Source organism: Shinella sp. OV683 (assembly GCF_057787725.1).
Window position 1 is genome coordinate 3,040,199 of sequence record NZ_CM173543.1, and the last position, 26,993, is coordinate 3,067,191.

Consider the following 26,993-nt stretch of genomic DNA (forward strand, 5'->3'; position numbering starts at 1 on the left):
ATCGCATGCCGTTCTCAGCTTTTCTTGTCGCCGAGATACTGCTCGAAAAACGCCACGAGAATGCGCTCAAGATAGGACACCGTCGTGCTGCGTATATCAAACGAATCCGATTTCGTGGCATGAGGTGTCAAGAAGGTCACGCCTATGCCACCGCTCGGATCCAGATTGAACAGTGCCACAATGCGGCGCTCTTCACGGGGTTTTGAAAGACTTACCTCGACACATCTCAGAAAATGCTCATCCGGGGAGCTTTCGGCGGAGACAAACAGGATCTCCTGGGGTGCGGAATGTTTGTTGATTGCACCGGTGGCGTTCTGCATTTCGAGAAGAAACGAGGGCCACCTCTCGATGGATGCCTTCTCACGCGCAGCCTTGAGCTTTACCTTATCCAAGATTGCCTGGTTTGCCTGGACGATGTCCCGCTCCCGCTTGGCATTCAGTTCAAGAGCTTTTAGAAGTCGTTGCTGGGTTTCAGGCGTCATAATTATTGCTTCTTATTGTTCAGGCCTGCCAGCATTCACTTGGAGTTGAAGCTGCGCTGTTCACGCGATTTCGCCAGCATGGTCTGCCTGGAATAGAGATTATCTGTCCTGGCGGCGGGGCTGGGTTCACCGGCATCTTTGAGAAGCGCCGCCTCAAGGTCTTCAGGGCTGACCTGCAGATATTGCGTGGTGTTGGTGGATGCCCCGATTGCTGGAATGTGCAGCATCGTCGACGTCCGCTGATAGGCGATGAAAGACAATCCGACGATTTCCTCTTCGTCGGTTGTCACACGGTAGGTTCCGGCGCCCAGCGGCTGTTGAAGCTGCGGCACCGAAAATCGGTGCCTGAAGGTTATCTTTGTTTCTGTCGTTCGGTCGATCATATCAGTCTCAATCATGTTGGCATATTAGGGATCTCAGGCCTGTCGAAGGCGAATTAGGCAGCCTTGATCGGCGCGTTGAGTATCCGAAGCGCCCGATCGGCGGTCTTGAGGTTGAGGCCAATCATTCTCCAGGAATCGTAAGTTGCGGGCGCACCGCTAAAAACATGGTAGATGGTCCAGGTGCCGTTTCGCTCGACCCTTCTGCCATACCGGTAACCGTCACGGGTCACCGAGGCATTCAGGTCGCTTTTGAGTCTTACCGGCGCTTGGTGCTTTTCGCCGGACGACTGAGGCAAGGATATCGGTCGATTCATCAACGCCGAATAGAGCGCGACCTCGTTTGTGATTCCATGTTGGAAAGTCGTAATTAGAAAACGCGCCGCTTCCAGCCTTATGGCTCGTTGCATTGGATCGGGCACATTAGGTATTTCCGCTCTTTCGAGAACGCGGCCGAGCATTTTCAGGTTGGTTTCGGTGAAATGCTGACGATGGCTGGAAGACACGAAGTCCTCCTTTGGTTGGGGCCAAGGTTGGTAACCCTGTAAAAGCAGCGCCCGCTTCAAATGCTGCCGACACCTCGATGATGCGCTTTGTGGCGGGGCAATACAAGGCAAATCAAACGTTTTCGTTGAATATTGTCCGTCTCAAAACTTTTCATTGCAATGCAGATATTCATGGCCATCTACATAGAAAGGAGAAGGTCCATGAAACGCGACAATGTGACGTTCGACATCAAGCAAGTGCAGGCGATTACCGGGGATCTGCAGCATCTGTGTCGCGATCTTGCCCAGCGACTTCACCAGTGCCATCCCGACGAAGCCGCCGACTTTGCGCGCGTGCTGATGGAAAAGAAAGATACCGCGGACAGCTTCGTGGAGGGGTTCGAGGCCAAGATCGCCAGGCAGTTGCTACACGGCCACGCCACCGCGAGGCTGGAGTCATGATCAGATTTGAAAAAGCAGCGATTTCCGCCGACGTTTCGAGCGTCCGCGTTGCCTACGACAACGACAAATGGACGGTTGTGGTGATCGAGGCAGGTGCCGAGACAAAGAGCCAATTCGACAACATGGAAAAAGCCCAATCCTTCGCAGCTACCCAGACACGCAGGCTGGGCCTGTCTGCCGATGCCTGAATCCGACTATGGCCATGGCCAACTTCGCTGTCTTCCATAACGCGACTATCAAAGTAACCGGCTTACTGATAGGACCGCCACAGTAACCATGGAGAACGGCGTGAACCTGAGCGACAAACATCAAATTATCATCAATGCATTCCACAGCGCGAGGTATGGCGTCTCGCCAACCGCCACTCGCGGCGCAGTGGAAAGTCACGCCAGAAAGCATCTGCTTGAAGGACCGGAATATGTCGAAGCCCTGGACAGCGCCATGGCAGCCGGCCTCGTGGCGCAGATGGCGGACTCGATGCTGACGATCAGAAACGCTGGTCGCAAAATGCTCCCGAAGCGATAGTCTACTGACCCCTCCAAAACAGGCATAACGGAGCGTGTGCCCACGCCCCGCTATGCCACTGAAACACCGCATGACTGGAGGAAATGCAGCTTTATCAGAAAGTTGCCTGATTACAGGCGATAGAGAATGCTGTCATTCCAGAAGCGGTCGAGCCGCTGCAGCAGCTTGTTCATCTGGCCGAACTCGTCGGTGCCGATGCCGCCGACCTTGTGGATCGAGCCGACGTGGCGCTGATAGAGCTTCGACACCGTTTCAGCGACATCCTGACCCTTTTCCGTCAGCGAGATGCGAACCGAGCGACGGTCGATGCGCGAGCGGGAGTGGTTGATGAAGCCCATGTCGACCAGCTTCTTGACGTTATAGGATACGTTGGAGCCCATATAGTAGCCACGCGAGCGAAGTTCGCCGGCCGTCAGTTCCGAAGAGCCGATGTTGAAGAGCAAGAGCGCCTGGACAGCATTGATGTCGTCGCGACCCGAGCGGTCGAACTCGTCCTTGATGACATCGAGCAGGCGGCGGTGCAGCCGCTCGACCAGGTGGACGCTTTCGAGATAGAGATTATGGATGACCTGTTCCTGCGGATCGATGGAAACGGGAGCCGCCTGTGCCTTGAGCTTGGTGTTCATTTTCTGCCTCACTGTTTGCCCGGCGGTTCTTGTTTTTGATGTCCGCCTTATGACTTCAACTTAGCGAGTACCTATAAAATTCTACTTAAATCATAGGATTAACGCCCGGTTACCCGGAAAGAACGAAGGCATATGGTAAATAATCCATCACCTTTCAGATCTTGTTAACCCTGCCGTGCCGGGTCTTTCTGGGGTTTGGTGAGGATGATCGTCAGCCTCAACACCATATAGGCCAGCACGGCGAGGGCGATCGTCATCACCTTCATCGGGTGGGCGCCGAAGACGTCCGGAAACACCTGATACATGACGATCTCGAGCCCCGACGCTGCCGACCAGATCACAGGACCCCAGGCGCCCTTGAGCCAAAGACCCACCGCCGCGACTGGGTAAAGCACTGAAAGCGAAGCCTTCACCGCCATCATATCGGAACTCAGGAGATCAAAGCGCAGCCTGCCCCCTTGCGTGTATCCCGTCAGCTCGCCCCACAGCCGGACGGCAAACAACAGGCAGGCAAGCGCGACCCCCCTGAGGAACAGCGTCATCAGGAATTCGGCCAGGACGGGTTTGGGTGCGGAGAGCTGCAGATCGGTCATGAGGCTTTCCTAGCGGAATAAGATGACGAATTCCAGTCTGGCCCAGCTGCCACGAATGACACAGAATGAGACCACCTCGATAAGGCGCGACAATCCGATCATTTGCCTGCCCGGATGTTCATGCTATTCACCTCGGAAAATCAGCACGGATGCTCGCCATGACCGACAAGACCCATCTCGTTGACGAAATCACCGGCCACCGCCGCATGCGCCGCAACCGCAAGGCGGACTGGTCGCGGCGGCTGATCCAGGAGAACCGGCTGACGGTCGATGATCTGATCTGGCCGATCTTCCTCGTCGAGGGCACCGGCATTGTCGAGCCGATCCCGGCCATGCCCGGTGTCAACCGGCTGTCGGTCGACAAGGCCGTGGAAGCGGCGCGCGAAGCCGCTGATCTTGGCATCCCTGCCCTCGCCACCTTCCCGAATGTCGATCTGGCACTGCGCGACCAGACCGGCTCGGAGGCATTGAATGCCAATAACCTGATCAACAAAGCCACCGCGGCCATCAAGAAGGCCGGCCTGAATATCGGCGTCATCACCGACGTTGCCCTCGACCCCTTCACCAGCCACGGTCACGACGGCATCCTGCGCGACGGCATTATTGTCAATGACGAAACGGTGGAGCATATTTCTCGCGCCGCGGTTGCACAGGCCGATGCCGGGGCCGATATTATCGCGCCGTCCGACATGATGGACGGCCGCATCGGCGCCATCCGCCGGGCACTCGATGTGGCAGGTCACCAGGATGTCGGCATCATGTCCTATGCGACCAAGTTTGCCTCGGCCCACTACGGCCCCTATCGCGAGGCAATCTCGACCTCCGGCCTGCTGAAGGGCGATAAGAAGACCTACTACATCGATCCCGCGAATGGCACCGAAGCCATCCGCGAGGCGGCGATGGACGTGGAGGAAGGCGCCGACATGCTGATGGTCAAGCCCGGCCTGCCCTATCTCGACATCTGCTGGCGCATCAAGGAAGCCTTCGGCCTGCCGGTTTACGCCTATCAGGTGTCCGGTGAATATACGATGGTCAAGGCCGCCGCCGCCAATGGCTGGATCGACGGCGAACGCGTGATGCTGGAGCAGCTGCTGTCCTTCAAGCGCGCCGGCTGCGACGGTATCCTCAGCTATTTCGCCATGGATGTCGCGAGACTGCTGGCGAAAGGCTGATCCGGCGCCTGCGGATCGGCACGCGGCACTGCATCGCGACCCGCGAGGGTTTTTGCATGCGGATATTGCAGGAAGCCACGGATGTCACCATATCGTGGATGACAACCCGACGAAAGGTACGCCTCCATGGCTAACGTCTATGAAAACAATCGCCCGTTTGCTGCAGATGTCTATGACGGCGTGCTGAGCCGGCGAGTTTTTGCCTTCGTGATAGACTACCTGATCGTCGGCCTGCTGATGATCCCGGCTTATGTCGTGGCGTTCTTCTTTGCTCTTCTGACGCTCGGGCTGGGCTTCTATCTCTTCCCAGTGCTGTTCTTCATCATTGCAGCGCTCTATTTCGGCCTGTCCTTGTCCTCGTCGGCCCAGGCGACGCCGGGCATGCGGGTCATGGACCTGATGATGACCAGCGACAGCGGCCACAACATCGATTTCTTCACCGCGATCCTGCATCTGGTTGTTTTCTGGATCCTGAATTCGGTGCTGACGCCGTTCATTCTTCTCGTTGGCCTGTTCACCGATCGCGGCCGTTTGCTGCACGATATTGCGCTGGGCACGGTCAGCGTTCGTGCGAGCCGCTGGACTGGCACAACATACTCGTAATGTTAGCCATACTGAGGAGTTGACCTTTTTCAATCTTTCGCCATGCTTATATGGTGAAATCTTGAAAATGGATGAGATTCTCTCCCCGGCATGAACACGCAGGCACACCCATCACCACAGTTCTTCATGACGGCACCCGCCGCATGCCCGTACCTTTCGGGACAGGTGGAGCGGAAGGTGTTCACGCATCTCGTTGGACAGCGCGCGCCCGAGATGAACGACATCCTCACGCAGGGCGGTTTCAGGCGATCCCAGAACATCGCCTACCGTCCGGCCTGCGAAAGCTGCCGCGCCTGTGTTTCCGTCCGCATTCTCGTCGATCAGTTCGAGCCGACCCGCTCGATGAAACGCGTCCTTGGCCGTAACCTCGATCTCGTTTCCAAGGAATATGCTGCCGAACCCTCGACCGAGCAGTTCGGACTGTTCCGCAAATATCTCGATAGCCGGCACCAATCCGGCGGCATGTCCGATATGAGCGTGCTCGATTACGCGATGATGGTCGAAGACACCCATGTCAACACGCGCATCATCGAATACCGCATCCGCGAGGAAGGCGACGGCCTGAATACCCGTCCCGGCGGACGGCTGATCGCCACCGCCCTTTCCGACATCATGGCCGACGGCCTGTCGATGGTCTATTCCTTCTATGACCCGTCCGAGGAAGCGCGATCGCTCGGCACATGGATGATCCTCGATCATATCCGTCGGGCCAAGGCCAGAGGCCTGCCGCATGTCTATCTCGGCTACTGGGTCGAGGGGTCACGCAAAATGACCTACAAGACGCGCTTTCGCCCACAAGAGCATTTGCTGCACCAGGGCTGGACTCTTTTCGAGCCGACAGGCGAAGAACAGGACGCCTGATGCTGCTGAAAAACCTGTCGGCCCACGCGCGTGGGGTGTTCCTCACGTTTTGTGGCGGGCTTGCGCTTTCCTTCGATATCCCGATCGTCCGGCTCGCCGACGGCAACAGCTGGTCGATACTTGCCGGACGCAGTGTGTTTACCGTGCTTGTCGCCATCATCGTCTGGATCGCGATCCGGCTCATCCGCGGCAAGGCGCCGGTGCTGATCCCCGGCTGGCATGGCGTCATCATCTCGGTGTTCTACGCAGTCTCGACGATCTTCTTCATCCTGTCGGTGTTCAACACCACCTCGGCCAATGTTGCCTTCATCCTGGCGTTCAATCCGATGTTCGCGGCCCTGCTCTCCTGGATCTTTCTCGGAGAACGGCCGCGGATCGCAACCTTTGTTGCCATGGCCGCAATGACGATCGGCGTGCTGATCATCGTCGCCAACGGGCTTGAAAGCGGCCATCTGTTCGGCGACACAATGGCGGCGCTTTCAGCGCTGTCGATTGCCGGAGCCCTGACCTTTAGCCGTGCTTCGGGCAAGGATTTCGGCTTTACGCCCCTAGTGGCCGCGATCATCCCAGCAACGCTCGGCGCCATCCTTGCCGCCAAGACCGGCTTCCACATCGGCTCGCCCTGGTGGATCATCTTCAATGGACTGATCTTGACGCCCTTCGCCTTCTGGGCGCTTGCGGTGGGGCCGCAATATCTTTCGGCGGCCGAAACGGGAATGTTCTACCTGCTGGAAACCGTCCTGGCTCCCGTCTGGGTCTGGATCATCTTTTCCGAGCAGCCGCCCGTGCTGACCTTGATCGGCGGTGCAATCATCCTTGTCGCGCTTGTGTGGCATTCGATCCATACGTCGCGGCGTGAGGAAATACCTTTGCACTAGCTCAAACTCGCCCAATCTGGGCGAGATTTGTTTTCACCATCCCGCTTTGATCAGCCGGCGAACTTGCCCGAGCGCGGGAAACCCTTGGGCACCGGCCGGCCGGCCGCGGCGCGGTCGCCCAGCCATTCGGCCAGCTCTTCCTTGTTGCGGTTGAAGTTGCGGCCGGCGCTGTCGTCCCAGGTCAGCCCTTCCTCGAGCTTGAAGACGCGGATATCTGAGACGCCGCCATCCTTGTAGCGCTGCAGGCGCACGCCCTTGCCGCGGCTCATTTCCGGAATCTGGGCGAGCGGGAAGACCACCATCTTGCGGTTTTCACCAACCACGGCGACGTGGTCGCCAGTCGCATGCACCACCAGCTTGGCCTCATCCGGCATGCCAACGTTGAGGATTTGCTTGCCCTTGCGGGTATTGGCGATCAGTTCGGCCTCCGGCACGACAAAGCCGTAGCCGAGATGCGAAGAGACCACGAGCTTGCGCGCCGCGTCATAGACAAAGGCCGTCAGCACATCCTGGTCGTTTTCCATGTCGATCATGATGCGCAGTGGCTCGCCATGCCCGCGACCGCCCGGCAGCTTGTCCGCACCCAGCGTGAACGCCTTGCCACCCGTGGTAAAGATGATGATCTTGTCGGTTGTCTGGGCATGGAAAGCCAGCCGGAGGCTGTCGCCTTCCTTGAACTGCAGGGCGGCATAATCGGAGCTGTGGCCGCGCAGCGCGCGAATCCAGCCCTTTTCCGAAACGACGACGGTGACTGGTTCCTTTTCGATCATCGCCTGCTCGATGGCGGCGCTGTCGGTGGACGGGGCATCGGCGAAATCAGTACGGCGGCGGCCAAGCGGCGTTGCCTTGGCAAATTTCTTCTTCACCTCGCCGATTTCCCAGGCGACCGTCGACCACTGCTTGTCTTCGGAAGCGAGCAGGCCCTCGATACCGGCCTTTTCCGCCGACAGATCATCGAACTCCTTACGGATCTCGAATTCCTCGAGCTTGCGCAAAGACCTCAGTCGCATGTTGAGGATGGATTCGGCCTGCAGGTCGGTGAGGCTGAAGCGCGCCATCATCGTCTGCTTGGGCTCATCCTCCTCGCGGATGATGCGGATCACCTCATCGATGTTGAGGTAGGCGATGAGATAGCCGCCGAGGATTTCCAGCCGGCGATCGATCTCGGCGAGACGATGGCGCGAACGGCGCACCAGCACTTCGCGGCGATGCGCGAGCCACTCGACCAGCACTTCCTTGAGCGACATGACCTTGGGCACCTTGCCCATGGACAATACGTTCATGTTGAGCGAGACGCGATTTTCAAGCTCGGTCAGGCGGAAGAGCGATTCCATCAACAGGTTGGCATCAACGGTGCGGCTCTTGGGGATGAGCACGACGCGCACGTCTTCTGCGGATTCATCTCTGATATCTTCGAGCAGCGGCAGCTTGCGGGCGATCAACAACTCGGCGATCTTTTCGATCAGTCGCGACTTCTGCACCTGATAGGGGATTTCGGTGACGACGATCTGATAGCCGCCACGGCCGAGATCCTCCTGCACCCATTTGGCGCGCACGCGGAAACCACCACGTCCGGTCTGGTAGGCATCGAGGATACTGGCACGGCTTTCGATGATCGTGCCGCCGGTCGGGAAATCCGGCCCCTGGATGAACTCGACCAGTTTCTCGACATCCGCGTCCGGGTTCTTGATCAGATGCAGCGCCGCGTCGCAGATTTCATGGGCATTGTGCGGCGGAATATTGGTCGCCATGCCGACCGCGATGCCTGACGAGCCGTTGGCCAGCAGGTTCGGGAAGGCGCCGGGGAGCACGATCGGCTCCTGGTCTTCCTCGTTGTAGGTCGGGCGGTAGTCGACCGCGTCCTCGTCGATGCCCTCCAGCAGCAGGGCCGCGACATCGGTCATGCGCGCTTCGGTGTAACGCATGGCGGCGGGGTTATCGCCATCGATATTGCCGAAATTGCCCTGCCCGTCGACGATCGGATAGCGGATCGCAAATTCCTGCGACAGGCGCACCAGCGCATCATAGATCGACTGGTCGCCATGGGGGTGGAACTTACCCATGACGTCGCCGACGATACGGGCGCATTTCTTGTAGGCCGTGTTGGGGCGGATGCCCATTTCGCTCATCGCATGGACTATGCGGCGATGGACCGGCTTCAAGCCGTCGCGCACGTCAGGCAGCGCCCGGTGCATGATGGTGGTGAGCGCATAGGCGAGGTAGCGCTCCTCGAGCGCAGTCCTCAAGTCAATCGGCTGAATATCGTCTCCGCCGCCGGGCGGCAATTCACTTTTTCCCATGCGCCGTCAATAGCTGAACCGGCTTCAACCGGCAAGGATTGCAGGCGATTGAGCTGTGGACAGGTCATTGACCGCATGTATGCAATTCACCTTAAATGCAATCTTGTGATGCATTTGCATTCATTAAGATTGCAACAAATCTTCAGCCATACTATCGAACAGTTGTTCAGTACCCTCAGATAGGTAGCATCGTGCGCTTTTTCACAAAATTCCTCCTCACCTTGATCGCCGTTATCGCCAGTGCAGTATCCGCATTCGCAGCAGAGACTCGCACAGTGCCGGCCAATCGCGCGTCGGCAATCTTTTTCTACTACACCGCTACCAACGACACCTGCTACGCCGGTGGCAAACCGGAGGTCCACATCACACGCAAACCGGAGCATGGCAGCATCACCACGATGTGGAAGCCTTTCCGGATGGGCAAGGAAGCTGGCAAATGCGCCGGCAAACCGATGCACGGCACGCTGGTCGTCTACAAGCCGACGCCGGGCTATCATGGGCCTGACAAGGTGTCGATCATCTTCAGTGGCGGCATGTCGACTGGCTATCTTCTTCGAGACAAGGAATGGAAGATCAACATCACCGTCAAGTGATGTATTTCCTTCAAGATTTCCACGTGACTTGGCTTGGCGACGGCCCTTCTCGCCGCCTCGTGTGTTCTGATTGCATCTGCGAAACACTCAGGAAAGAGGCTTCAAATGCGTTCAATTCTTAAGTTCTTCATCGCCACTAGCATTGCCGCCAGCGCAGCTTTGCCAGCACTCGCCGAAAGCATGACGATACCAGCCGGGAAAACATCCTCCCTTGGTATCTGGTACACTTACAACAGAAATTGCCACTATGGTAGCATGCCCAAATTCAAGATCAACAAGCAACCGGAGCACGGAACCGTCTCCGCGCGCTGGCAGGCATGGAAAATGGGCGACGCCACAAGGCAGTGCAAGGGCAAGCCGATGAAGGGTATGCTCGTCACTTACACGCCGCAAAAAGGCTATCGCGGAACCGACATAGTCAAGTTCTCGCTGATCGGCTCGGGACTCGGACCTGGAACAGCCTATAATCTTAGCAGCGGCTTCCGCTACGACCTTACGATCAAGTAGTACCGACCGGACACTGCTGACCCGCCATGCACCTGACGGTGCGGGCCGAGGCCTCAGCTGCGACATCGGGGGTCAGGTAGACGGCAAGTAGAATCGTATCGCGAAAGGCCGCTCCTGCAAAGGAACGGCCTTCTCGTTTCACCGGCAGGCCAACTGCAAGAACATTCCCTTAACCCAAAACCAGATCATTGCCCCGGTGGCCTCGAAAAAAGTCTGTTTTCGCCATAGATATTAGCCGGACTGAGAATATAAATGCCGCATCGGACGTATTTAGCTCTGGATACGCCATCCAGAGTCATCGTCTTGCCAAGAGGGACATTTCAATGAAAACCACCCGCACCATCACCCTGCTGCTCGCCGGCACGGCTTTCCTTTCGATCGCCAATGCAGCTTTCGCGCTCGACGGCAACGACGTCCTTGCCAAGTTCAATGCGCTGACCTCGCCGAACGGCATCAGCTTTGCCGCGACCGGCACCTCCGTTGACGGCGCCAATGTCATCCTCAACGGCGTGACGATGACGGTCACCAATGCCGACAAGAAGCAGGTTCCGATCGGTGACGTGACGCTGACCGGTGTCACTGAAGCAGATGGCGGCTACGAAATCGAGAAGGCATCCTTCGCCGACCTCAACGCAATCGAAAACGGCTCGGGCATCAACGCTACGGACATCTATGTCGAGGGCATCAGCCTGCCGGCCAACCCGGAGCCGGGCACGCTGGACTCCGTTATGATCGCCTCGTCCTTCCATGTCGGTCCGACCAAGCTGATCGCTGAAAACAAGGATGTCGGCACGATCGACGAAATCACCGGCAGCTACACGCTTTCCGACGACGAGAAGAAGATCGACGCCGAAACAGTGGTTTCCGGCATCAAGATCGACACGACCTCTGCCCCGGATCCGAAGGCCCAGGAAGCGATCAACGCGCTTGGCCTGCAGACCGTTGCCGGTGACATCACCATGAAGGGCGCCTGGACGCTCGCCGACGGCAAGCTGGACATCACCGAATACTCGTTCGATTTCGACAATATCGGCCGCCTCGACCTGAATGTCTCGCTTTCGGGCTACACGCTCGAACTCGTCAAGAGCATGCAGGAAGCCATGAAGGCTGCCGAAGCCAACCCCGACAAGGCTGCCGGCCAGCAGGCGCTCGGCATGTCGATGATGGGCCTGATGCAGCAGCTGGTCTACAATTCCAGCTCGATCCGCTTCGATGATGCCGGCATCACCTCCAAGCTTCTCGACTACGCCGGCAAGCAGCAGGGCGTCGATGGCAAGCAGTTTGCCCAGTCGCTGAAGGGCATGCTGCCGATGCTGCTCGGCCAGCTCAACATGCCTGATCTGCAGACGCAGATCTCCACGGCTGCCAACACCTATCTCGACGATCCCAAGAGCATCGAAGTGACTGCCGAGCCTGGCGCACCGCTGCCCTTCCCGCAGATCATGGGTGCCGCCATGGGCAACCCGGCCGATCTCGCCAAGACGCTCAACGTCCAGATCAGCGCCAACCAGTAATCGCTGGTTAGGCGACGCATACGAACCCGGCTGGCCATTCGCCAGCCGGGTTTTTCTTTGTCCGGATGCCGGCATGCAAAAGAAAAGGGCCGCGCAATGCACGGCCCCTTTTTGCATTCACATACCGCCAGATCGATCAGAATTCTTCCCAGGACTGCTCCTGAGTAGCGGCAGCAGATTTGGCGCCGCCGAAGGCGCCGGCGATCTTGCGGCCCAGAGCACGGGCCGGAGACGGCGCCGGGCGCGAGGCGTCCGAGGCTGCGCGAATGGCCACCGGCTGTGCAGGGCCACCGCCGAGATTGAACTGACCGAGAAGTTTACTCAGCGATGCCGCCTCCTTGGCCAGGCTGTGGCTGGCTGCCGTCGACTGCTCGACCATGGCGGCGTTCTGCTGCGTGCCCTGGTCCATGGTGTTGACCGCGGTGTTGATCTCCTGGAGCCCGACCGATTGTTCGCGTGCGGACTCGACGATTGCCGTGACGTGCTGGTTGATCTCCTGGACCTCCGCAACGATGACCTCCAGCGCCTTGCCGGTTTCGCCGACCAGCGCCACGCCGGACTGCACTTGCTCGCCTGACGTGTTGATGAGAGCCTTGATCTCCTTGGCGGCTTTGGCCGAGCGCTGCGCGAGTTCGCGCACTTCCTGGGCGACGACTGCAAAGCCCTTGCCGGCATCGCCGGCACGCGCCGCTTCCACGCCGGCATTCAATGCCAGCAGATTGGTCTGGAAAGCGATTTCATCGATCACGCCGATGATGTTGCCGATTTCGCCCGACGACCTTTCAATGCCCTGCATGGCGAGAACGGCACGGCGAACCACTTCGCCGGACTTTTCGGCACCTGCCTTGGTGCGCGACACAAGCGCACCGGCTTCTTCGGCACGACGCGTGGAGTCCTTGACGGTGGTGGTGATCTGTTCGAGCGCGGCTGCGGTTTCCTCGACGGAGGCCGCCTGCTGCTCGGTGCGCTTGGACATGTCGTCAGCGGCCGAACGGATTTCGTTGGAGCCGGAGTCGATGCCGCGGGCATTCTCACCAACCGCACGAAGGGCTGTATTCAGCTTTTCGAGCGAGTGGTTGAAGTTCTGACGCAGGGCGTCCGAACGCTCCGCAAATGGCGTGGTGATCCGGTAGGCGACATCGCCATCGGCCAGGCGGCCAAGGCCGGTTGCCAGCGACTCAACCGCAAACTTGTCTTCTGCCGCCTCACGTGCCTTGATTTCTTCGCGCTCCAGCCTCTCCTTTTCGCCCAGCGAACGGTTGGCTTCGACTTCACGTTCCATCGCCGCCTTGGCAATGGCGTTCTCGCGAAACACCGATGCGGCTTTCGCCATGTCACCCAGTTCATCACGGCGGCCGAGGCCGTCGACTTCAGCACCCGTTTCGCCGGCGGCCAGCGTTGTCATCCGGTCTTTCAGACGGGCGATGGGCGTCGTGATACCGCGCGCTGTGACCAACAGAGACGCTGCAATAGCGAATGCGAAGACGATGCCGAGGGTCAAAAGCGAATACAAGATGGTGTCGTTGGTTTCAACGGTCAGCTGATCGCTTCGGGCAGTGACGCTCTTCATGTAGTCGTCCAGCCACTTGCGGACATCTTCTTCCATCGGCGTGATCAGAATGTCCGCCTTGGTCATTTCGGCTTGCGCTTCAGCATCCTTGTTCTCGGAACCAAGCTTCACTGCCGCGTCGGTCAGAGCTGTAATCTCCGCAGCACGCTTGCTGAAAGCGTCGATCTCGTCCGCATGCTCGGGAATCAGTTCCTTTACCGACTGCAGCCGGTTATGCAGCTGCTTGGCATTGCGTTCATAGAGCTTGACGATGTCCGCGTAGTAGTCCGCCTTGGCGTCATAGACGATGGTCTGCTGGGCGCGGTAGCCCATGCCCTGAAGATTGCGATTGGCGCGGGCCATATCGACCGCAGCGACTTCGTCGCGCGCGATGAAATCCGAATAATCGTTGTCGGCTTGCTTGTACTGCATGGACATGATCGCTACGGCACCAGCGCCCACTAGGCAGATCGGCAGGATCAAGGAAAGGATCTTCGTCCGAATCCTCGCGTTCTGAAGAAATGACATCAATATTCCCCTAGGATGAGAAGCAGGAATATTACTGAGCGAGCATGGTGCAAACGACCTCACGGGCGTCGCAAAAAATGAGTCTATCTAATTTAGCAATTTAAATCAGAAAGATACGCCATGGATGCTTGATAATATCACGTGCCAAATTGGATTGTGTATCCATGACAGTGTGAGAATGCGATCATGCATGAGGCGAAGCCCTGTCGAGGCGAACCTATGAACAAACGGTTTCGGTTTGATTAAGATCCTCTTGTATTAATAGGACTAATTCGACCGATTTCTCACAGTAAAGACAGTTCCGGGCGACCAAAGCCGCCCGGAATATTGTACTTATCGAGCTTGCTTTGCTCCCGACCAATCGATGTTGCGGGTGAAGTACATCGTCGCCCCGATGGTCACGAAGGAGATGATGGCGCCAGCAAGCAGAGCATACTCGTCCTCCCTGAGGATCAGATACATGACCCCGTAGGTGAGGCCCAGGACCACGGCGAGCGACACGCCGCTTCGCCGGCTTGCCGTTACTGTGCCGACATAGGTGGCGATCAGCGCGGTGGTCGCCGCAGCGGCTATGGCGTAGGAAAGGCCGAAGCCCAGATGCTCGGCGAGGGCCAGCAGCAGGATGTAGAAGATGATCAGCGCTAGGCCCGTCAGCACATACTGAACCCAGTGCACCATACGGCCACTCTTCAACTCAATGATGAAGACCGCAAAGAACATCAGCGAGATGAAGCCGATCGAGTATTTCAACGTGCGCGAGACGATCTGGTAGAACTTGACCGGCTCGACCAGATTGACCGACATCAGACTGCTGGTGAGGGGCATCACCGTATTCCAGGAAACCTTGTCGATGCCTCGGGCGAGATAGGGTATCGTCCAGTTGGCGGAAAAGGACTTGGGCTCGATCTTCTTGGTTTCGGGCAGATAGGTGCCCTCAAAGCCCGGATCGCCCCAATTGGCCGAGATCGCCAGGCTGGTCGTCTGGCCCGCCGGCGCCACCGAGAAGCGGCCGGAACCATTGAGCGACAGCTCCATGTCGAAATCGAAGCCTTTTTCGATGACATCACGGCTGACGGGCCGGTTGATGCCAGTGGTCGAAACCGCCTGATCGCCATAATAGGCGCTACTGAAATTCGGCTTGAACGAGGAAATCGCTCGCATGCCCGGCTCGAAGGGCTGCGCCGGTGCGCCGTCGATCTTGATTTCGGCATTCGAGCGGATGCCTGTAATATCGCCGATATTCATCACCAGAAAAGCCCGATCAAGATCCGGCGTGCCCTCGAACTGGGCCAGCGTCGCCGTCATCGTGGCCGGAAATTTGCCCTTGATCGAGAGCTTGGCGTTGTAGACCGGCAGCGAATAGATCGAGAGTTTTCGCGCTTCCGTTGCCAGCTTCGCATCGACTTTCAGTTCCTCCGGCATCATCAGCACCCAGTCGGTCACCCGCTGCCAGGTGATGGTGCCGTTCTGGCTCGTCTGGCTGCGATTCACAGTGACGGGTACGGCGAGATACGGGCCGTTGACCACTTGCTCCCCGCCCCAGCCGGCGGCAATTTTCTGCGCGACTTCGCTGGCGCGGTCGCTGCGTTCCTCCACCAGAGCCCAGACCAACAATGTCGGCACGAGCAGCATCACAGAGATGATGCCGACGATGATGAATTTCACACCCGGCAGGCGCATGAAGCCGGTGAAGCCGCCTTGTCGCGGCGGATCGGTCGGCATATTGGGATCAGGTGGAAGCAGTCCGGCCTGTCGGTCGATATCGTCTTGTTCTGACGTCATGATATTCCCCTGTCATGTCAGCGGGTCCCTTCCCGCATCACAGAGGTTGCAAGGGGATTGCGGCTCAATCACTGCGGAAATTCGTTCGAATACCGGCCGAATCCGGGCAAAACAGCGGATGTGCCTAGACTTGGCACGGAATACAGATGGCGTCCGCCAAAGCTATGTGATGGTCAGCCGGCTCAGTCCCGAAAATTCAGCCTTGCGCGGAAGAATACCACAGCAAAGATCAGGCCCGTAGCTACCCCTATGATGACATCCAAGTAACGTGGCAGACCGGCGTATTGCGGACCCATCAGGATGACGAGCAGCGCCGACGCTCCGGCCTGTATGGGCACGACGGGAACCGTACTCAACGCCGAACCCAGCAGCATGGCAACGAAGACAGCGAGTGCGATGCTTATCTCGCCGAGATCCTGGGGGATGAGGAAGATGAGCTCGCCAACCACGATGCCGACCGAGACGCCCACCAGCATGTTGAGGCTCTGGCGGAAGTGATTGAGGATGCCGGGAGCCAGGCAGATGATGGCGGTGATCGCCGCGAAGATCGGCTGGTGCTGGCCAAGCAGCACGCGTGCCAGCCAATAGGCCAGTGCGGCGGCGACAGCCGAGGCCACAACGCGTGTGAAGGCAGCCTTCACACGCTCGATGGCGTCGGCGCCGATCATCCGGCTCAGTCCTTCTTGACCGGCGGAATGACCCGCAGCGACAGTTCCATCAGCTGCTTGGGCATGGCCGGTGCCGGTGCATTCATCAACAGGTCCTGTGCCTGCTGGTTCATCGGGAACAGCGTGATTTCGCGCAGGTTCTTGGCGCCCAATAGCAGCATGACGACGCGGTCGATGCCGAAGGCGCAACCGCCATGCGGAGGTGCACCATACTGGAAGGCGCGATACATGCCGCCGAAACGTTCCTCGACGTCGGTCTGGCTGAGGCCGACCAGTTCGAAGGCCTTGACCATCAGTTCCGGGGACTGGTTACGGATCGAGCCCGAGGCGATTTCGAAGCCGTTGCATACCGCGTCATACTGGTAGGCCTTGATCGTCAGGGGATCCTGAGTCTGCAGCGCCTCGAGGCCGCCCTGCGGCATCGAGAACGGGTTGTGGGCGAAATCGACCTTCTTTTCTTCCTCGCTCCATTCGTAGAACGGGAAATCGATGATCCAGCACAGTTCGAACCGGTCGCGATCGACAAGATTGAGGTCTTCGCCGGCCTTAGTGCGGGCTTCGCCGGCAAACTTGTAGAACTTCGACGGCTCGCCGGCGACGAAGAAGCAGGCATCGCCGAATTCGAGACCAAGCTGGGCGGCAATCGCTGCGGTGCGCTCGGGTCCGATGTTCTTGGCGAGCGGACCGGAACCGGCCGTGGTGCCGTCCTCTTCCTTGCGCCAGAAGATGTAGCCGAGACCGGGCTGGCCGGTCGACTGCGCCCAGGCGTTTATGCGGTCGCAGAAGGCGCGGCCGATTGGTTCGTCGGTATCGGACTTGCGCTTGACCGGGATCGCCCAGACTTCGACCTTCGGGTTTGCGGCGATCATGCCGGCGAACACCTTGAAGCCGGAGCCGGCAAAATGCTCGGTGACACCTTCCATGACGATCGGGTTGCGCAGGTCGGGCTTGTCGGAGCCGTATTTGCGGATCGCCTCGTCATAGGGAATGCGCGGCCATTCCTTGGTGACCGGCTTGCCCTCGGCAAAGGTCTCGAACACCTCCGTCATGACAGGCGCCATGGTGTTCCAGACGTCTTCCTGGGTGACGAAGCTCATTTCGAGGTCGAGCTGGTAGAATTCACCCGGCAGGCGGTCGGCGCGCGGGTCTTCATCACGGAAGCACGGCGCGATCTGGAAATAGCGGTCGAAGCCGGCGACCATCAGCAGCTGCTTGTACTGCTGCGGCGCCTGCGGCAGCGCGAAGAACGTGCCGGGATGGATACGGCTCGGCACCAGGAAGTCGCGGGCGCCTTCCGGCGATGACGCGGTCAGGATCGGCGTCGAGTACTCGGCAAAGCCAGCCGAGTTCATGCGGGCGCGCATGTCGGAAATGATCTGCGAACGCTTGACGATGTTCTTGTGCAGTGTCTCGCGGCGCAGGTCGAGGAAGCGGTATTTTAGGCGAATGTCCTCGGGGTAATCGGGCTCGCCGAACACCGGCAGCGGCAGTTCCTTGGCGACGGAGAGCACCTCGATCTCCTGCGCGTAAAGCTCGATCTCGCCGGTTGCCATCTGCTTGTTGATGGTTTCTGCCGAGCGCGCCTTGACGGCGCCGTCGATGCGGATGACCCATTCGCCGCGCACCGTCTCTGCCGTCTTGAAGGCCGGGCTGTCGGGATCGACTACCACCTGCGTCATGCCATAATGGTCGCGCAGGTCGACGAACAGCAGGCCGCCATGGTCACGGACGCGGTGAACCCAGCCGGAAAGGCGGACGGTGGAGCCGACATCGGCGGTTCGGAGAGCGGCGCAAGTGTGGCTGCGATAGCGGTGCATGGTTATATCCTGCAATTTTTATAGCTTGGAGCCGGGCAAATCTTGAGATTCCCGGCCAATTCAAATTCGGCGGGACAAACGCATGATGAGCCCGATTTGTCAAGGCGGGAGGGTTGCGCACGCTGCCCTCCCCGACACCGGCGAGCGCGTCGGACATTGCAAGATCGTACCCAAAAATAGTTCCAGCAGCGTCGGGAAAATCCGCTAGATTTAGAGAGGCAAGCCCACTTCTCCGGTCACGCGACCGGGCGGTCATGTGTTTTCACAAGCGACTTCGCAAACGGGCGGTCCTGTTTCCGATGCAAACCCGGACAGGAACCCGCCATGCTGCATACGCCAGCGCTCGAAACCCAGGTCAACAGCTATACGACGGGCGATCAGTTCGACGCCACGGCGACGGCGCTCGCCGATGGCGGCTGGGTGGTGACATGGACGTCGGATGGGCAGGATGGCGATGGCGGCGGCGTCTATCAGCAGGCCTACAACGCCGACGGCACGGCGCGTGGCGATGAGACACTGGTCAACACTTCCACGACGCTCGCTCAGTATGATCAGCAGATTGCCGCGCTCGCCGATGGCGGTTGGGTGGTGACATGGACATCGGATGAAGACAATGGCGGCGTCTATCAGCGCGTCTTCAATTCAGATGGAACCGAGCGCGAAGGCGAAGCACGCGTCAACACCTATACCACCAGTGGAGCCTCAGATGCTGTTATTGCCGCGCTGGATGACGGCGGCTGGGTGGTTGCCTGGGAGACGTTCAATCCAGCGGACGATGATGATGCTCCTGGCTACTACCAGCAGGTCTACAATGCCGACGGCACCGCGCGCGGCGGCGAGGTCCATGTCAACACCACACCTGGGTTCTATCATGACGATCTGCAGGTGACGGCGCTGGACGGCGGCGGCTGGGTCGCCACATGGGAGTCCTCTGGGCAAGACAACCAAAATAACCCGGACGGCCCCCGGGGCGTCTACCAGCAGGCCTATAACCAGGATGGCACAAAGCTCGGCATCGAGACGCAGGTCAACAGCTACACAACCGATAGCCAGAATAACCACCAGGTTGCCGCACTGACTGGCGGCGGCTGGGTAGTGACATGGCAATCCGATGGGCAAGATCCCGACGGTTCCACGGGCATCTACCAGCAAGCCTATAATGCCAATGGCACAACACACGGTGGCGAAACGCGGGTCAATGCCACCAGCGAAGGCGGTCAGCTTGAGCCTGACATCGCAGCACTCGCCGACGGCGGCTGGGTGGTGGCTTGGACGACGAATAGCGAGGCTGGCCGGGACGTCCACCAACAGGCCTACAACGCCGACGGAACGACCCGCGGCAGTGAGACGCTGGTCAACACAGACACATCGCACCAACAAGTGGCGCCTGAGATCACGGCGCTCCAGGATGGTGGCTGGGTGGTCATCTGGCAAACTCAGGGGTCAGGCGGCAAATTCTGGGGCATCCACCAGCAGGCATTCAACGCCGACGGAACAGTGCTGGGTGGCGAAACCCAGGTCAACACCTATACCGGGTCCTTCCAGGAAACGCCTGAGGTCACCGTGCTCACTGATGGTGGCTGGGTGGTGACATGGGATGTGCAGATGGAGGCGGGGTACCCGGGCATCAGCCAGGATGGCGACGGCGACGGCGTCTATCAGCAGCGCTACGCTGCCGACGGTACGGTCTATGGCAGCAACCACGCACCGGCCGCGACCGACACGACCGCCAGCCTGCTGGAAGACCACAGCTTTACGCTTACGGCGGCCAATTTCGGTTTTTCCGATATCACCGATGGCGACGTGTTTTCGTCCGTCATCATCACCACGCTGCCCGGCAATGGCACATTGAAGTTGAATGGCGTTGCCGTCGCCGCCGACCAGGAGATCGACGTCACGGACCTTTCGCACCTCGTCTGGAAACCCGGCAAGAACGCCAACGGCACTGGCGTGGCGACAATCGACTTTACGGTCACCGATGACGGCGGCACCGCCGGCAACGGCAAGGACACGTCTGGCGTCCACACGCTGACCTTTGACGTCACCGCCGTCAATGACGCGCCTGTCGGCGCCGACAAGACGGTGACGATCAAGGAAGACCACGCCTATGCGTTCAAGGCCCGCGATTTTGGCTTGACCGACGGCGAAAGCGACCACCTTGCCGGCATCGTGATTTCCACCCTGCCCGGCTCCGGCAAGCTGACGCTGGATGGTGCCAAGGTGCATGTCGGCGATGTGATCGCCAAGGCCGATCTTGCCGATCTGGTCTGGACGACGGCCAAGAACGCCAATGGCAATGCGCTCGCGACCATGCGCTTCAAGGTGATGGACGACGGCGGCACCGCCAATGGCGGCCACGACACGGCAACAGCCGCCAATAAATTCACCTTCAATGTCGCCGAAGTCACCGATGTCTTCAAGGGCAGCGCCGCGGCCGATACGCTCAAGGGCACAACGGGCGACGACATCCTCGACGGCAAGGGCGGCAACGACAAGCTGACCGGACTGGCAGGTTCCGATACGTTCACCTTCGCCAACAGCTATGGCCGCGACACGATCACCGATTTCGCAGCGACAGGAAAGGACCACGACGTCATCGATCTCGCGAGGCTGGAGACGATCACCAGCTTTTCCGACCTCAAAGCCAGCCACATCAGCCAGCACGGCCAGGATGTCTGGATCGACGGCGGTAATGGCGACGTGCTGGTGCTGAAGGGAACCGACATGGGCGATCTCGGCAAGAGCGACTTCACCTTCTGATCGAGAGCACAGCCTCGGCCGCAAATGCCGGCGTCCACTCGTATCAGCGCTGAAACAGCAGGCTGGCGAGATCGAGCGGATGCGACACCGGTGGGCAATCGGCGCCTTGCGGATCGGGCAGTTTCTGGTCGATCATCAGATGCGCCTGGCCGTGGATTTGCGACCAGACGAGTTGTTCGAGCGCGGCGCGCTCGGCATCCGTCTTCAACCCGCGAAAATCAGCAACGGGGGCGCAGATCTGGCGCAACTGGCCGTAGGCTGCTCGCGCCTTGTCCGTCAATTGATCGTCGGACCAATCGAGAACGCCGGCGTTGAACATCAGCCGGAACAAGGCGGGATGGGCGCGGGCATAGCTGAGATAGCCGCGCTGTGCGGCCCTGATCTGCTCTTTCGGATCGCTCGGCGATTTGCGGAGTTCGTCATCCACGGATTGGTGGAACAGTAAGAACCCCTCCCCGGCGATGGCGTTGAGGAGATGCCTGAGGCTGGGGAAATGATGCTCCGGCGCGGCATGCGAGACCCCGACACGTGCGGCGATCTTCCTCAACGACAAGCCTTCGAGGCCGGTCTCCTCGATCATTTCAAGTGCCGTCTGGACCAGCGCCTGCCGGAGATCGCCGTGATGATAGGTCTTTTTCTGCGCCATGAACCTGCATAACCCGCCCGACGGGAAAATGTCAAAAGCAATCTTGACAATGACAAGATAGAGGCGCATTTCTCAATCTTGACACTGACAAGTTTGGAGGATGGCATGTCGTTCGAACAGATTTTCTCTCTCGCCAGTACTGCGGCCTTGGTCGGCTGGGCCTGCCTCATCTTCCTTCCGCGTCACCGATTGGTGATAGGTGGCCTGCGCTATGGGCTGATCGGCGGATTATCCGTCGTCTACACCGTGCTGATCATGCTGTTCTTCTTTCGGATCGAAGGCGGCGGTTTCAATTCGATCGGCGAGGTCAGGGCATTGTTCCTGTCGGATGCAGGCCTGCTCGCCGGCTGGATTCACTACCTCGCCTTTGACCTATTCGTCGGCATGTGGATTGCCGCCGAGGCCGACCGGGCGGGCGTAAGCCGGGTCCTGCAGGCGCCGCTGATGGTCGCGACCTTCATGTTCGGCCCAATCGGACTGCTGCTCTACCTCGTCAGCCGCACAATCCAGCCAGCGCCGCTTTTCAGAACCGGAGGATGACGCCATGTCGGATATTGTTTCGCACCCCTATGTTCCCGCGCTTTCGATGCGGAGCCTGCGCACAACGCTCGGCGATCGGGCGCGCGATACGCTGATGCTGGCGCTTGGCGTCCAGGTGGCGTTTCTGATCCCGAGCCTGCTTTCCTCTCTGTTCGACGAGAGGATTCTCAACGGTATCAACGTCTGGTCCAAGCCGATCAAATTCGAGCTGTCGCTGATCATCACCATCAGCACGATCATCTGGCTCCTGCCATTGATAACCGAGCAGGCCCGCAGCGGCCGGGTCGTCCGATGGACGGCCGTGATGCTCGGCCTGATGACGACGATGGAAATCTCCTATCTCATCATCCAGGCTGCTCGCGGTCGCGCCTCGCATTTCAACAACAGCACGCCGCTGGAGGCGACGCTCTATAACGTCATGGGCGTCGGCGCGGTGCTGATCGTGGTCAGCTGTTTCATCTTCGGCCTGATGATCTGGCGGCGCGGACTGCAAGCCGCGCCCAAAGGCTTGCGCTATGGCGGCGCGGTCGGCCTGATGCTCGGCGCGGTGCTGACGCTAATCACGGCCGGGATCATGGGAAGTGGCGAACTGGCCGCCAACAGCCACTGGATCGGTGGCGCGCGCACTGATGCCGGCGGACTGTTTCTGGTTGGCTGGTCGCGAACCGGCGGCGACTTGCGGGTTCCCCACTTTTTCGCGACCCACATGATGCAGGGCTTGCCGATCCTCGGCCTGCTTCTGGATCGGCTGGCTCCCCGCTTCGTGCGCAGTGGCCTATGGCTGGGCGCCATGCTTGGGGTCCTCATCGTTGTGGGCACATTCGTCCAAGCGGTGAATAGCCGGCCTTTCCTCTGAAGGGCCTAGGAGGAGTTTGGTAGGAGGGAAGAATCGCCCCTGCCGCTTTTTCATGAAAGTGTCGCAAATGCCGCTAGCGGCGGAAGCATTTATGTCTAGACTTCATCCATCGCGGGTGAGTCCCGACCTTCCCTCTTGCATGCCGCTTCATGAGAAAACTCCTCCCCCTCGTTCCGCTTCTCGCTTCGGCCGCCTTGCTGATCTTTGCAAACGGCCTGCAGGCAACGCTGATTGCCTGGCGGGGCTCGGAAGCGGGCTTCGCCACCTGGCTGATCGGCCTGATCACCGCCTCCTACTATCTCGGCTTCGCATTGGGCTGCCTGCACATCACGCCATTGATCCGCAAGATCGGCCATATCAGGGCGTTTTCGGCGATGGCGGCGCTGTCGACGGCGACGATCATTCTCGCCGGCATGGCGGTCGATCCCTGGCTTTGGATGGTTCTTCGTCTGGTCAACGGTTATTGCCTGGCGATCCTGTTTGCCGTCATCGAAAGCTGGATCAACGCCAAGGTCGACAATTCGATCCGCGCGCGCACGCTCTCCATCTACCGCTATGTCGACCTGACCTCGAACACGTCAGCGCAGTATTTCCTGCCATGGTTCGGCGCCGACGGCTTTATCCTCTTCGGGATATCGGCGATCGCCTTTGCGCTGTCGATCACGCCGATTTCGCTGGCCGACAAATCGAGCCCCTCGCCGCCCGACAAGATGAATTTCAACCTCGGCTTCTTCTGGAAGATCTCGCCGCTTGCTGCCACCGGCTGCATCTCGGTCGGCATGACCAACACCGTCTATCGCTCGCTCGGGCCGGTCTATTGCCGCGAGCTCGGCTTCGACACGATCTCGACGGCCTGGTTCATCAGCGCCAGCATCATTTCGGGCGTGGTGCTGCAATACCCGTTCGGCTATCTCTCTGACATCAAGGACCGTCGATCGGTGATCCTCGTGGCAACGTCAGGCGGCGTCATTGCAAGCCTGCTGCTGTTCTTCTTCGCCGGCACCAGCGTCTGGGCCAATGTCGGCGGCGTGTTCCTGCTCGGCGCTTTTTCCATGCCGCTGTACTCGCTATGCTCGGCGCATGCCAATGACCGCGCCGGCCCCGGTCAATACGCCGTTGTCTCGGCCGGGCTGCTGTTTTTCTGGGCCGCAGGTGCCATCATCGGGCCTGCACTTGCCGCCGTGATCATGGGTTACTTCGGCCCGAAATCTCTGTTTGCCTTTACTGCCGCGACACAAGCGATTTTCATCGCCTATACGTTGAATCGCGTCGCACAACGCCCGGCATGATGACAAATTCGGTGAAAAACCTTCAATAAATCCCTGCATCACTTGATTTCTCACCCTCAAGAGCCGAGAACAGGCCATTCATCGAAAATCAGATTTCGCGGTCACCGCAGGACGGATTTCAGCAATAATGAAGATCATTTCAGACACACAGTCGCTTAGGGATGCCTGCGAACTTCTGGCGAAAAGCGACTACGTCGCCGTCGATACGGAGTTTCTGCGCGAGACGACATTCTGGCCGCAACTGTGCCTGATCCAGCTCTCCGGCCCCGATCTCGACGCGATCGTCGATCCGTTGGTGCCCGGTCTTGAACTCCAGCCGTTCTTCGAACTGATGGCCGACACCTCGGTGACCAAGGTCTTTCACGCCGCCCGCCAGGACATCGAAATCATCTTCAATCGCGGCGGCCTGATTCCGCATCCGATCTTCGACACCCAGGTTGCCGCCATGGTCTGCGGTTTTGGCGATTCCGCCTCCTATGACACGCTTGTGCAGAAGATCAAGAACGTCCAGCTCGACAAGTCCTCGCGCTTTACCGACTGGAGCCACCGGCCGCTTTCGGAAAAGCAGCTGGACTATGCGATCGCCGACGTCACCCATCTCCGCGATGTTTATTTGCATCTCAAGGCCGAACTCGAGCGGGAAAACCGCACCGAGTGGCTGGCCGAAGAGATGGCGGTGCTGGAATCGCGCGAAACCTACGACCTGCATCCGGAAAATGCCTGGATGCGGCTGAAGATGCGCATCCGCAAGCCGATCGAACTGGCCATTTTGCAGCAGCTCGCAGCCTGGCGCGAGCGCGAGGCACGCAATCGCGATGTGCCGCGCGGGCGCGTGCTCAAGGACGACGCGATCTTCGAAATCGCCCAGCAGCAGCCCAAGGACACGGAAGCCCTGGCGCGCCTGCGCACGATCCCAAAGGGTTTCGAGCGCTCGCAGAGCGGTGCCGCCATCCTCACCGCAGTCAATGCGGCGCTGGCGATCCCCAAGGCCGACCTGCCCAAGGTGCCTCGCCCCGCCAACCTGCCGGAAGGCACCGGCGCTGCCGTGGAAATGCTCAAGGTGCTCTTGAAGCTGATTGCCGAAAAGCACGGCGTCGCGGCAAAAATCATCGCCACCAGCGACGATCTCGATGCGCTGGCGTCGAAGGGCGAGGAAGCCGAGACGTCCACCCTGCACGGCTGGCGCCGTGAGATTTTCGGCGAACCGGCGCTCAAGCTGATCACCGGCGAGATTGCCCTGCGCTTCGTCAACAAGAAAATCGATCTGGTCGAGATCGGCACAGCAGCGACCGAATAAAGCTTCGACCTCTATCAAACACAAACGGCCCGGAGATTGCTCTCCGGGCCGTTTGTCATGCATAAAAGATCAGAACTGAAAATCGCTGGCGTCGATGTCCGTGATGCTGACATCGTGAAGCACCAGCACGTCGCCGTGGCCGAAGTTGATGCTGACATCGTGCTTGCCGAGCTTTTCGATATCAAGGCTGTTGTATTTGAGTTGCGAGCCGAAATCACCGAGATCGATATGATCCTGGCCTCTGCCCGAGGCATCGAAGTCGAGGATCGTATCCTTGCCGTCGCCCTTGACGAACTGGAAGACATCGGCGCCCTTGCCGCCATCGAGCGTATCGATGCCCTTGCCGCCCCAGAGCGTATTGGCGCCGGCATTGCCGGTGATCGTATTGTTGCCGGCGTCACCGATGCCGCTGAGCGCCTTGGTGCCGGTCAGGATGAGGTGTTCGACGAAGTCGAATTTCCGCAGGTCGATGTTGCCATCCGAGACAACCGTATCGGTGCCGCCCTTCTTGGTCTCGACGATCGAGTCGTACTTGTCGATGACGTAGGTGTCGTTGTCGTCGCCACCCTTGAGCGTATCCTTGCCAGCGCCGCCTGTCAGCTTGTCGTTGCCTATGCCGCCATCGAGCTGGTCATCCTGGTCGCCACCTGAGAGGATATCCTTGCCAGCATCGCCAAACAACTTGTCCTTGCCGCCGAGGCCGTCGAGCTTATCGTTGCCGCCATTGCCATAGAGCTGGTCGGCGAGTTCGCCAGCGACAATCACATTGCTACCGTCATTGCCCAGGATCTTGTACGTCTGCGATAAGAGGAAGTCCGCAAAGGCTCCCTTGTCTTTCAGGTCGGCGCCGGTCATCTCGATATCGCTGATCGAGTAGCTGAGATGTTTGCTTTCCGTGACCGAAAGCTTGGTGACCTCTTTGACCCCCTTGACGATGTTGCCGTTGATCAAGGCCATTTCACTAAAGCTGCCGACGAGTTGCAGAGAATTGCTCTTGGTGCGGTCTTGATACAGCGTCAGCGTATCGACATTGTTCTTCGACGACAGATCGAAGTTCCTGTACTTGGTGTTTTTCAGCGATCCGAGATCGATGCTCAACACGTCAAGGTCGTAGTTTCCAGCGCTATCACCAATTTTAATTGTAGCCATTCTGCGAGGGTCCTGTCTGGGAATGAATTCTCGCAGCAACCTAGCAAGCAAACGTTACCGAAGCCGAAGCAGGAAGAGTTAACAATTCGCCAGAACCGTGTTTTTTACGGCACAGGTGGCAATTTGCCGTT

27 protein-coding genes are annotated in these 26,993 nt (G+C 59.1%); 15 read left to right on the forward strand and 12 right to left on the reverse strand.

Translation table 11 applies throughout. From position 1 onward, the window contains the following. Nucleotides 1-14 precede the first annotated feature (14 nt). The 3 genes from ACXHRN_RS14580 to ACXHRN_RS14590 are packed head-to-tail and all read right to left on the reverse strand — an operon-like array spanning nt 15 to nt 1,368. The gene (locus ACXHRN_RS14580) at nt 15-482 is read right to left on the reverse strand and encodes a hypothetical protein (RefSeq protein ID WP_488637033.1); all 468 of its coding nucleotides are present in this window, start codon (nt 480-482) and stop codon (nt 15-17) included. A 35-nt stretch (nt 483-517) separates the two neighbouring features. Then, entirely contained in the window at nt 518-865 is a 348-nt protein-coding gene (locus ACXHRN_RS14585; RefSeq protein ID WP_488637034.1) for a hypothetical protein, read from the reverse strand. Nucleotides 866-918: 53 nt separating this feature from the next. Then, a complete protein-coding gene (locus ACXHRN_RS14590) occupies nt 919-1,368 on the reverse strand; it encodes a hypothetical protein (RefSeq protein ID WP_488637035.1) in 450 nt (149 codons plus the stop codon). A gap of 201 nt (nt 1,369-1,569) precedes the next feature. Here ACXHRN_RS14590 and ACXHRN_RS14595 point away from each other — a divergent pair, with 201 nt between their 5' ends. The 3 genes from ACXHRN_RS14595 (at nt 1,570) to ACXHRN_RS14605 (ending at nt 2,334) form a co-directional block, all read left to right on the forward strand. Continuing rightward, nucleotides 1,570-1,809 (forward strand): hypothetical protein, encoded by a 240-nt coding sequence (locus tag ACXHRN_RS14595; RefSeq protein ID WP_488637036.1) that lies wholly within the window; start codon nt 1,570-1,572, stop codon nt 1,807-1,809. Continuing rightward, nucleotides 1,806-1,997, forward strand: coding sequence for a hypothetical protein (locus ACXHRN_RS14600; protein ID WP_488637037.1), 192 nt, complete (start codon nt 1,806-1,808; stop codon nt 1,995-1,997). Before ACXHRN_RS14595 ends, ACXHRN_RS14600 begins: the two co-directional genes overlap by 4 nt. A gap of 100 nt (nt 1,998-2,097) precedes the next feature. Then, a complete protein-coding gene (locus ACXHRN_RS14605; RefSeq protein WP_488637038.1) occupies nt 2,098-2,334 on the forward strand; it encodes a hypothetical protein in 237 nt (78 codons plus the stop codon). A gap of 110 nt (nt 2,335-2,444) precedes the next feature. Here ACXHRN_RS14605 and ldtR read toward each other — a convergent pair whose 3' ends face one another. Both ldtR and ACXHRN_RS14615 read right to left on the reverse strand, forming a co-directional pair. After that, the gene (gene ldtR, locus ACXHRN_RS14610) at nt 2,445-2,960 is read right to left on the reverse strand and encodes a transcriptional regulator LdtR (protein ID WP_488637039.1); all 516 of its coding nucleotides are present in this window, start codon (nt 2,958-2,960) and stop codon (nt 2,445-2,447) included. A gap of 164 nt (nt 2,961-3,124) precedes the next feature. Then, a complete protein-coding gene (locus ACXHRN_RS14615; RefSeq protein ID WP_488637040.1) occupies nt 3,125-3,553 on the reverse strand; it encodes a DUF6163 family protein in 429 nt (142 codons plus the stop codon). A gap of 158 nt (nt 3,554-3,711) precedes the next feature. Between ACXHRN_RS14615 and hemB the strand changes: the two genes are divergently transcribed. From hemB to ACXHRN_RS14635, 4 genes are all read left to right on the forward strand, one after another. Next, a complete protein-coding gene (gene hemB, locus ACXHRN_RS14620) occupies nt 3,712-4,725 on the forward strand; it encodes a porphobilinogen synthase (RefSeq protein ID WP_488637041.1) in 1,014 nt (337 codons plus the stop codon). Between the two features lie 126 nt (nt 4,726-4,851). After that, complete coding sequence (locus ACXHRN_RS14625) at nt 4,852-5,328, forward strand: RDD family protein (RefSeq protein ID WP_488637042.1); 477 nt, start codon at nt 4,852-4,854, stop codon at nt 5,326-5,328. Between the two features lie 90 nt (nt 5,329-5,418). After that, nucleotides 5,419-6,189 carry an arginyltransferase gene (locus ACXHRN_RS14630; protein WP_488637043.1) on the forward strand — a complete coding sequence of 257 codons (771 nt, stop codon included), beginning with the start codon at nt 5,419-5,421 and terminating at the stop codon, nt 6,187-6,189. Then, nucleotides 6,189-7,067, forward strand: a complete 879-nt coding sequence (locus ACXHRN_RS14635) for a DMT family transporter (RefSeq protein ID WP_488637044.1) — start codon at nt 6,189-6,191, stop codon at nt 7,065-7,067. Before ACXHRN_RS14630 ends, ACXHRN_RS14635 begins: the two co-directional genes overlap by 1 nt. 50 nt (nt 7,068-7,117) lie before the next feature. Here ACXHRN_RS14635 and parC read toward each other — a convergent pair whose 3' ends face one another. Next, nucleotides 7,118-9,367, reverse strand: a complete 2,250-nt coding sequence (parC, locus tag ACXHRN_RS14640) for a DNA topoisomerase IV subunit A (protein ID WP_488637045.1) — start codon at nt 9,365-9,367, stop codon at nt 7,118-7,120. Between the two features lie 191 nt (nt 9,368-9,558). Between parC and ACXHRN_RS14645 the strand changes: the two genes are divergently transcribed. The 3 genes from ACXHRN_RS14645 (at nt 9,559) to ACXHRN_RS14655 (ending at nt 11,981) form a co-directional block, all read left to right on the forward strand. Continuing rightward, the gene (locus tag ACXHRN_RS14645) at nt 9,559-9,960 is read left to right on the forward strand and encodes a hypothetical protein (RefSeq protein WP_488637046.1); all 402 of its coding nucleotides are present in this window, start codon (nt 9,559-9,561) and stop codon (nt 9,958-9,960) included. 105 nt (nt 9,961-10,065) lie between these two features. After that, nucleotides 10,066-10,467, forward strand: coding sequence for a hypothetical protein (locus tag ACXHRN_RS14650; protein WP_488637047.1), 402 nt, complete (start codon nt 10,066-10,068; stop codon nt 10,465-10,467). A 323-nt stretch (nt 10,468-10,790) separates the two neighbouring features. Further along, on the forward strand, nt 10,791-11,981 hold the full coding sequence (locus tag ACXHRN_RS14655) for a hypothetical protein (RefSeq protein WP_488637048.1): 1,191 nt from the start codon (nt 10,791-10,793) through the stop codon (nt 11,979-11,981). Nucleotides 11,982-12,117: 136 nt separating this feature from the next. Here ACXHRN_RS14655 and ACXHRN_RS14660 read toward each other — a convergent pair whose 3' ends face one another. From ACXHRN_RS14660 to aspS, 4 genes are all read right to left on the reverse strand, one after another. Beyond that, nucleotides 12,118-14,058, reverse strand: coding sequence for a methyl-accepting chemotaxis protein (locus tag ACXHRN_RS14660; protein ID WP_488637049.1), 1,941 nt, complete (start codon nt 14,056-14,058; stop codon nt 12,118-12,120). A 333-nt stretch (nt 14,059-14,391) separates the two neighbouring features. Continuing rightward, on the reverse strand, nt 14,392-15,840 hold the full coding sequence (gene creD / locus ACXHRN_RS14665) for a cell envelope integrity protein CreD (RefSeq protein ID WP_488637050.1): 1,449 nt from the start codon (nt 15,838-15,840) through the stop codon (nt 14,392-14,394). A gap of 182 nt (nt 15,841-16,022) precedes the next feature. Next, nucleotides 16,023-16,508: an FUSC family protein gene (locus ACXHRN_RS14670; RefSeq protein ID WP_488637051.1), complete on the reverse strand. Its 486-nt coding sequence runs from the start codon at nt 16,506-16,508 to the stop codon at nt 16,023-16,025. A gap of 5 nt (nt 16,509-16,513) precedes the next feature. After that, nucleotides 16,514-18,325 carry an aspartate--tRNA ligase gene (gene aspS, locus ACXHRN_RS14675; protein WP_488637052.1) on the reverse strand — a complete coding sequence of 604 codons (1,812 nt, stop codon included), beginning with the start codon at nt 18,323-18,325 and terminating at the stop codon, nt 16,514-16,516. Nucleotides 18,326-18,649: 324 nt separating this feature from the next. Here aspS and ACXHRN_RS14680 point away from each other — a divergent pair, with 324 nt between their 5' ends. Beyond that, on the forward strand, nt 18,650-21,085 hold the full coding sequence (locus tag ACXHRN_RS14680; RefSeq protein ID WP_488637053.1) for a hypothetical protein: 2,436 nt from the start codon (nt 18,650-18,652) through the stop codon (nt 21,083-21,085). A 43-nt stretch (nt 21,086-21,128) separates the two neighbouring features. Here the strand turns inward: ACXHRN_RS14680 and ACXHRN_RS14685 are convergent, their stop codons facing one another. Then, on the reverse strand, nt 21,129-21,731 hold the full coding sequence (locus tag ACXHRN_RS14685) for a TetR/AcrR family transcriptional regulator (protein ID WP_488637054.1): 603 nt from the start codon (nt 21,729-21,731) through the stop codon (nt 21,129-21,131). A 105-nt stretch (nt 21,732-21,836) separates the two neighbouring features. Between ACXHRN_RS14685 and ACXHRN_RS14690 the strand changes: the two genes are divergently transcribed. The 4 genes from ACXHRN_RS14690 (at nt 21,837) to rnd (ending at nt 25,713) form a co-directional block, all read left to right on the forward strand. Beyond that, the gene (locus ACXHRN_RS14690) at nt 21,837-22,271 is read left to right on the forward strand and encodes an ABA4-like family protein (protein ID WP_488637055.1); all 435 of its coding nucleotides are present in this window, start codon (nt 21,837-21,839) and stop codon (nt 22,269-22,271) included. A 4-nt stretch (nt 22,272-22,275) separates the two neighbouring features. Next, the gene (locus ACXHRN_RS14695; RefSeq protein ID WP_488637056.1) at nt 22,276-23,127 is read left to right on the forward strand and encodes a hypothetical protein; all 852 of its coding nucleotides are present in this window, start codon (nt 22,276-22,278) and stop codon (nt 23,125-23,127) included. 149 nt (nt 23,128-23,276) lie between these two features. After that, nucleotides 23,277-24,416 carry an MFS transporter gene (locus ACXHRN_RS14700; protein WP_488637057.1) on the forward strand — a complete coding sequence of 380 codons (1,140 nt, stop codon included), beginning with the start codon at nt 23,277-23,279 and terminating at the stop codon, nt 24,414-24,416. A 127-nt stretch (nt 24,417-24,543) separates the two neighbouring features. Then, the gene (gene rnd / locus ACXHRN_RS14705; protein WP_488637058.1) at nt 24,544-25,713 is read left to right on the forward strand and encodes a ribonuclease D; all 1,170 of its coding nucleotides are present in this window, start codon (nt 24,544-24,546) and stop codon (nt 25,711-25,713) included. Between the two features lie 69 nt (nt 25,714-25,782). Here rnd and ACXHRN_RS14710 read toward each other — a convergent pair whose 3' ends face one another. Then, nucleotides 25,783-26,862 (reverse strand): calcium-binding protein, encoded by a 1,080-nt coding sequence (locus tag ACXHRN_RS14710; RefSeq protein WP_488637059.1) that lies wholly within the window; start codon nt 26,860-26,862, stop codon nt 25,783-25,785. Nucleotides 26,863-26,993 lie beyond the last annotated feature (131 nt).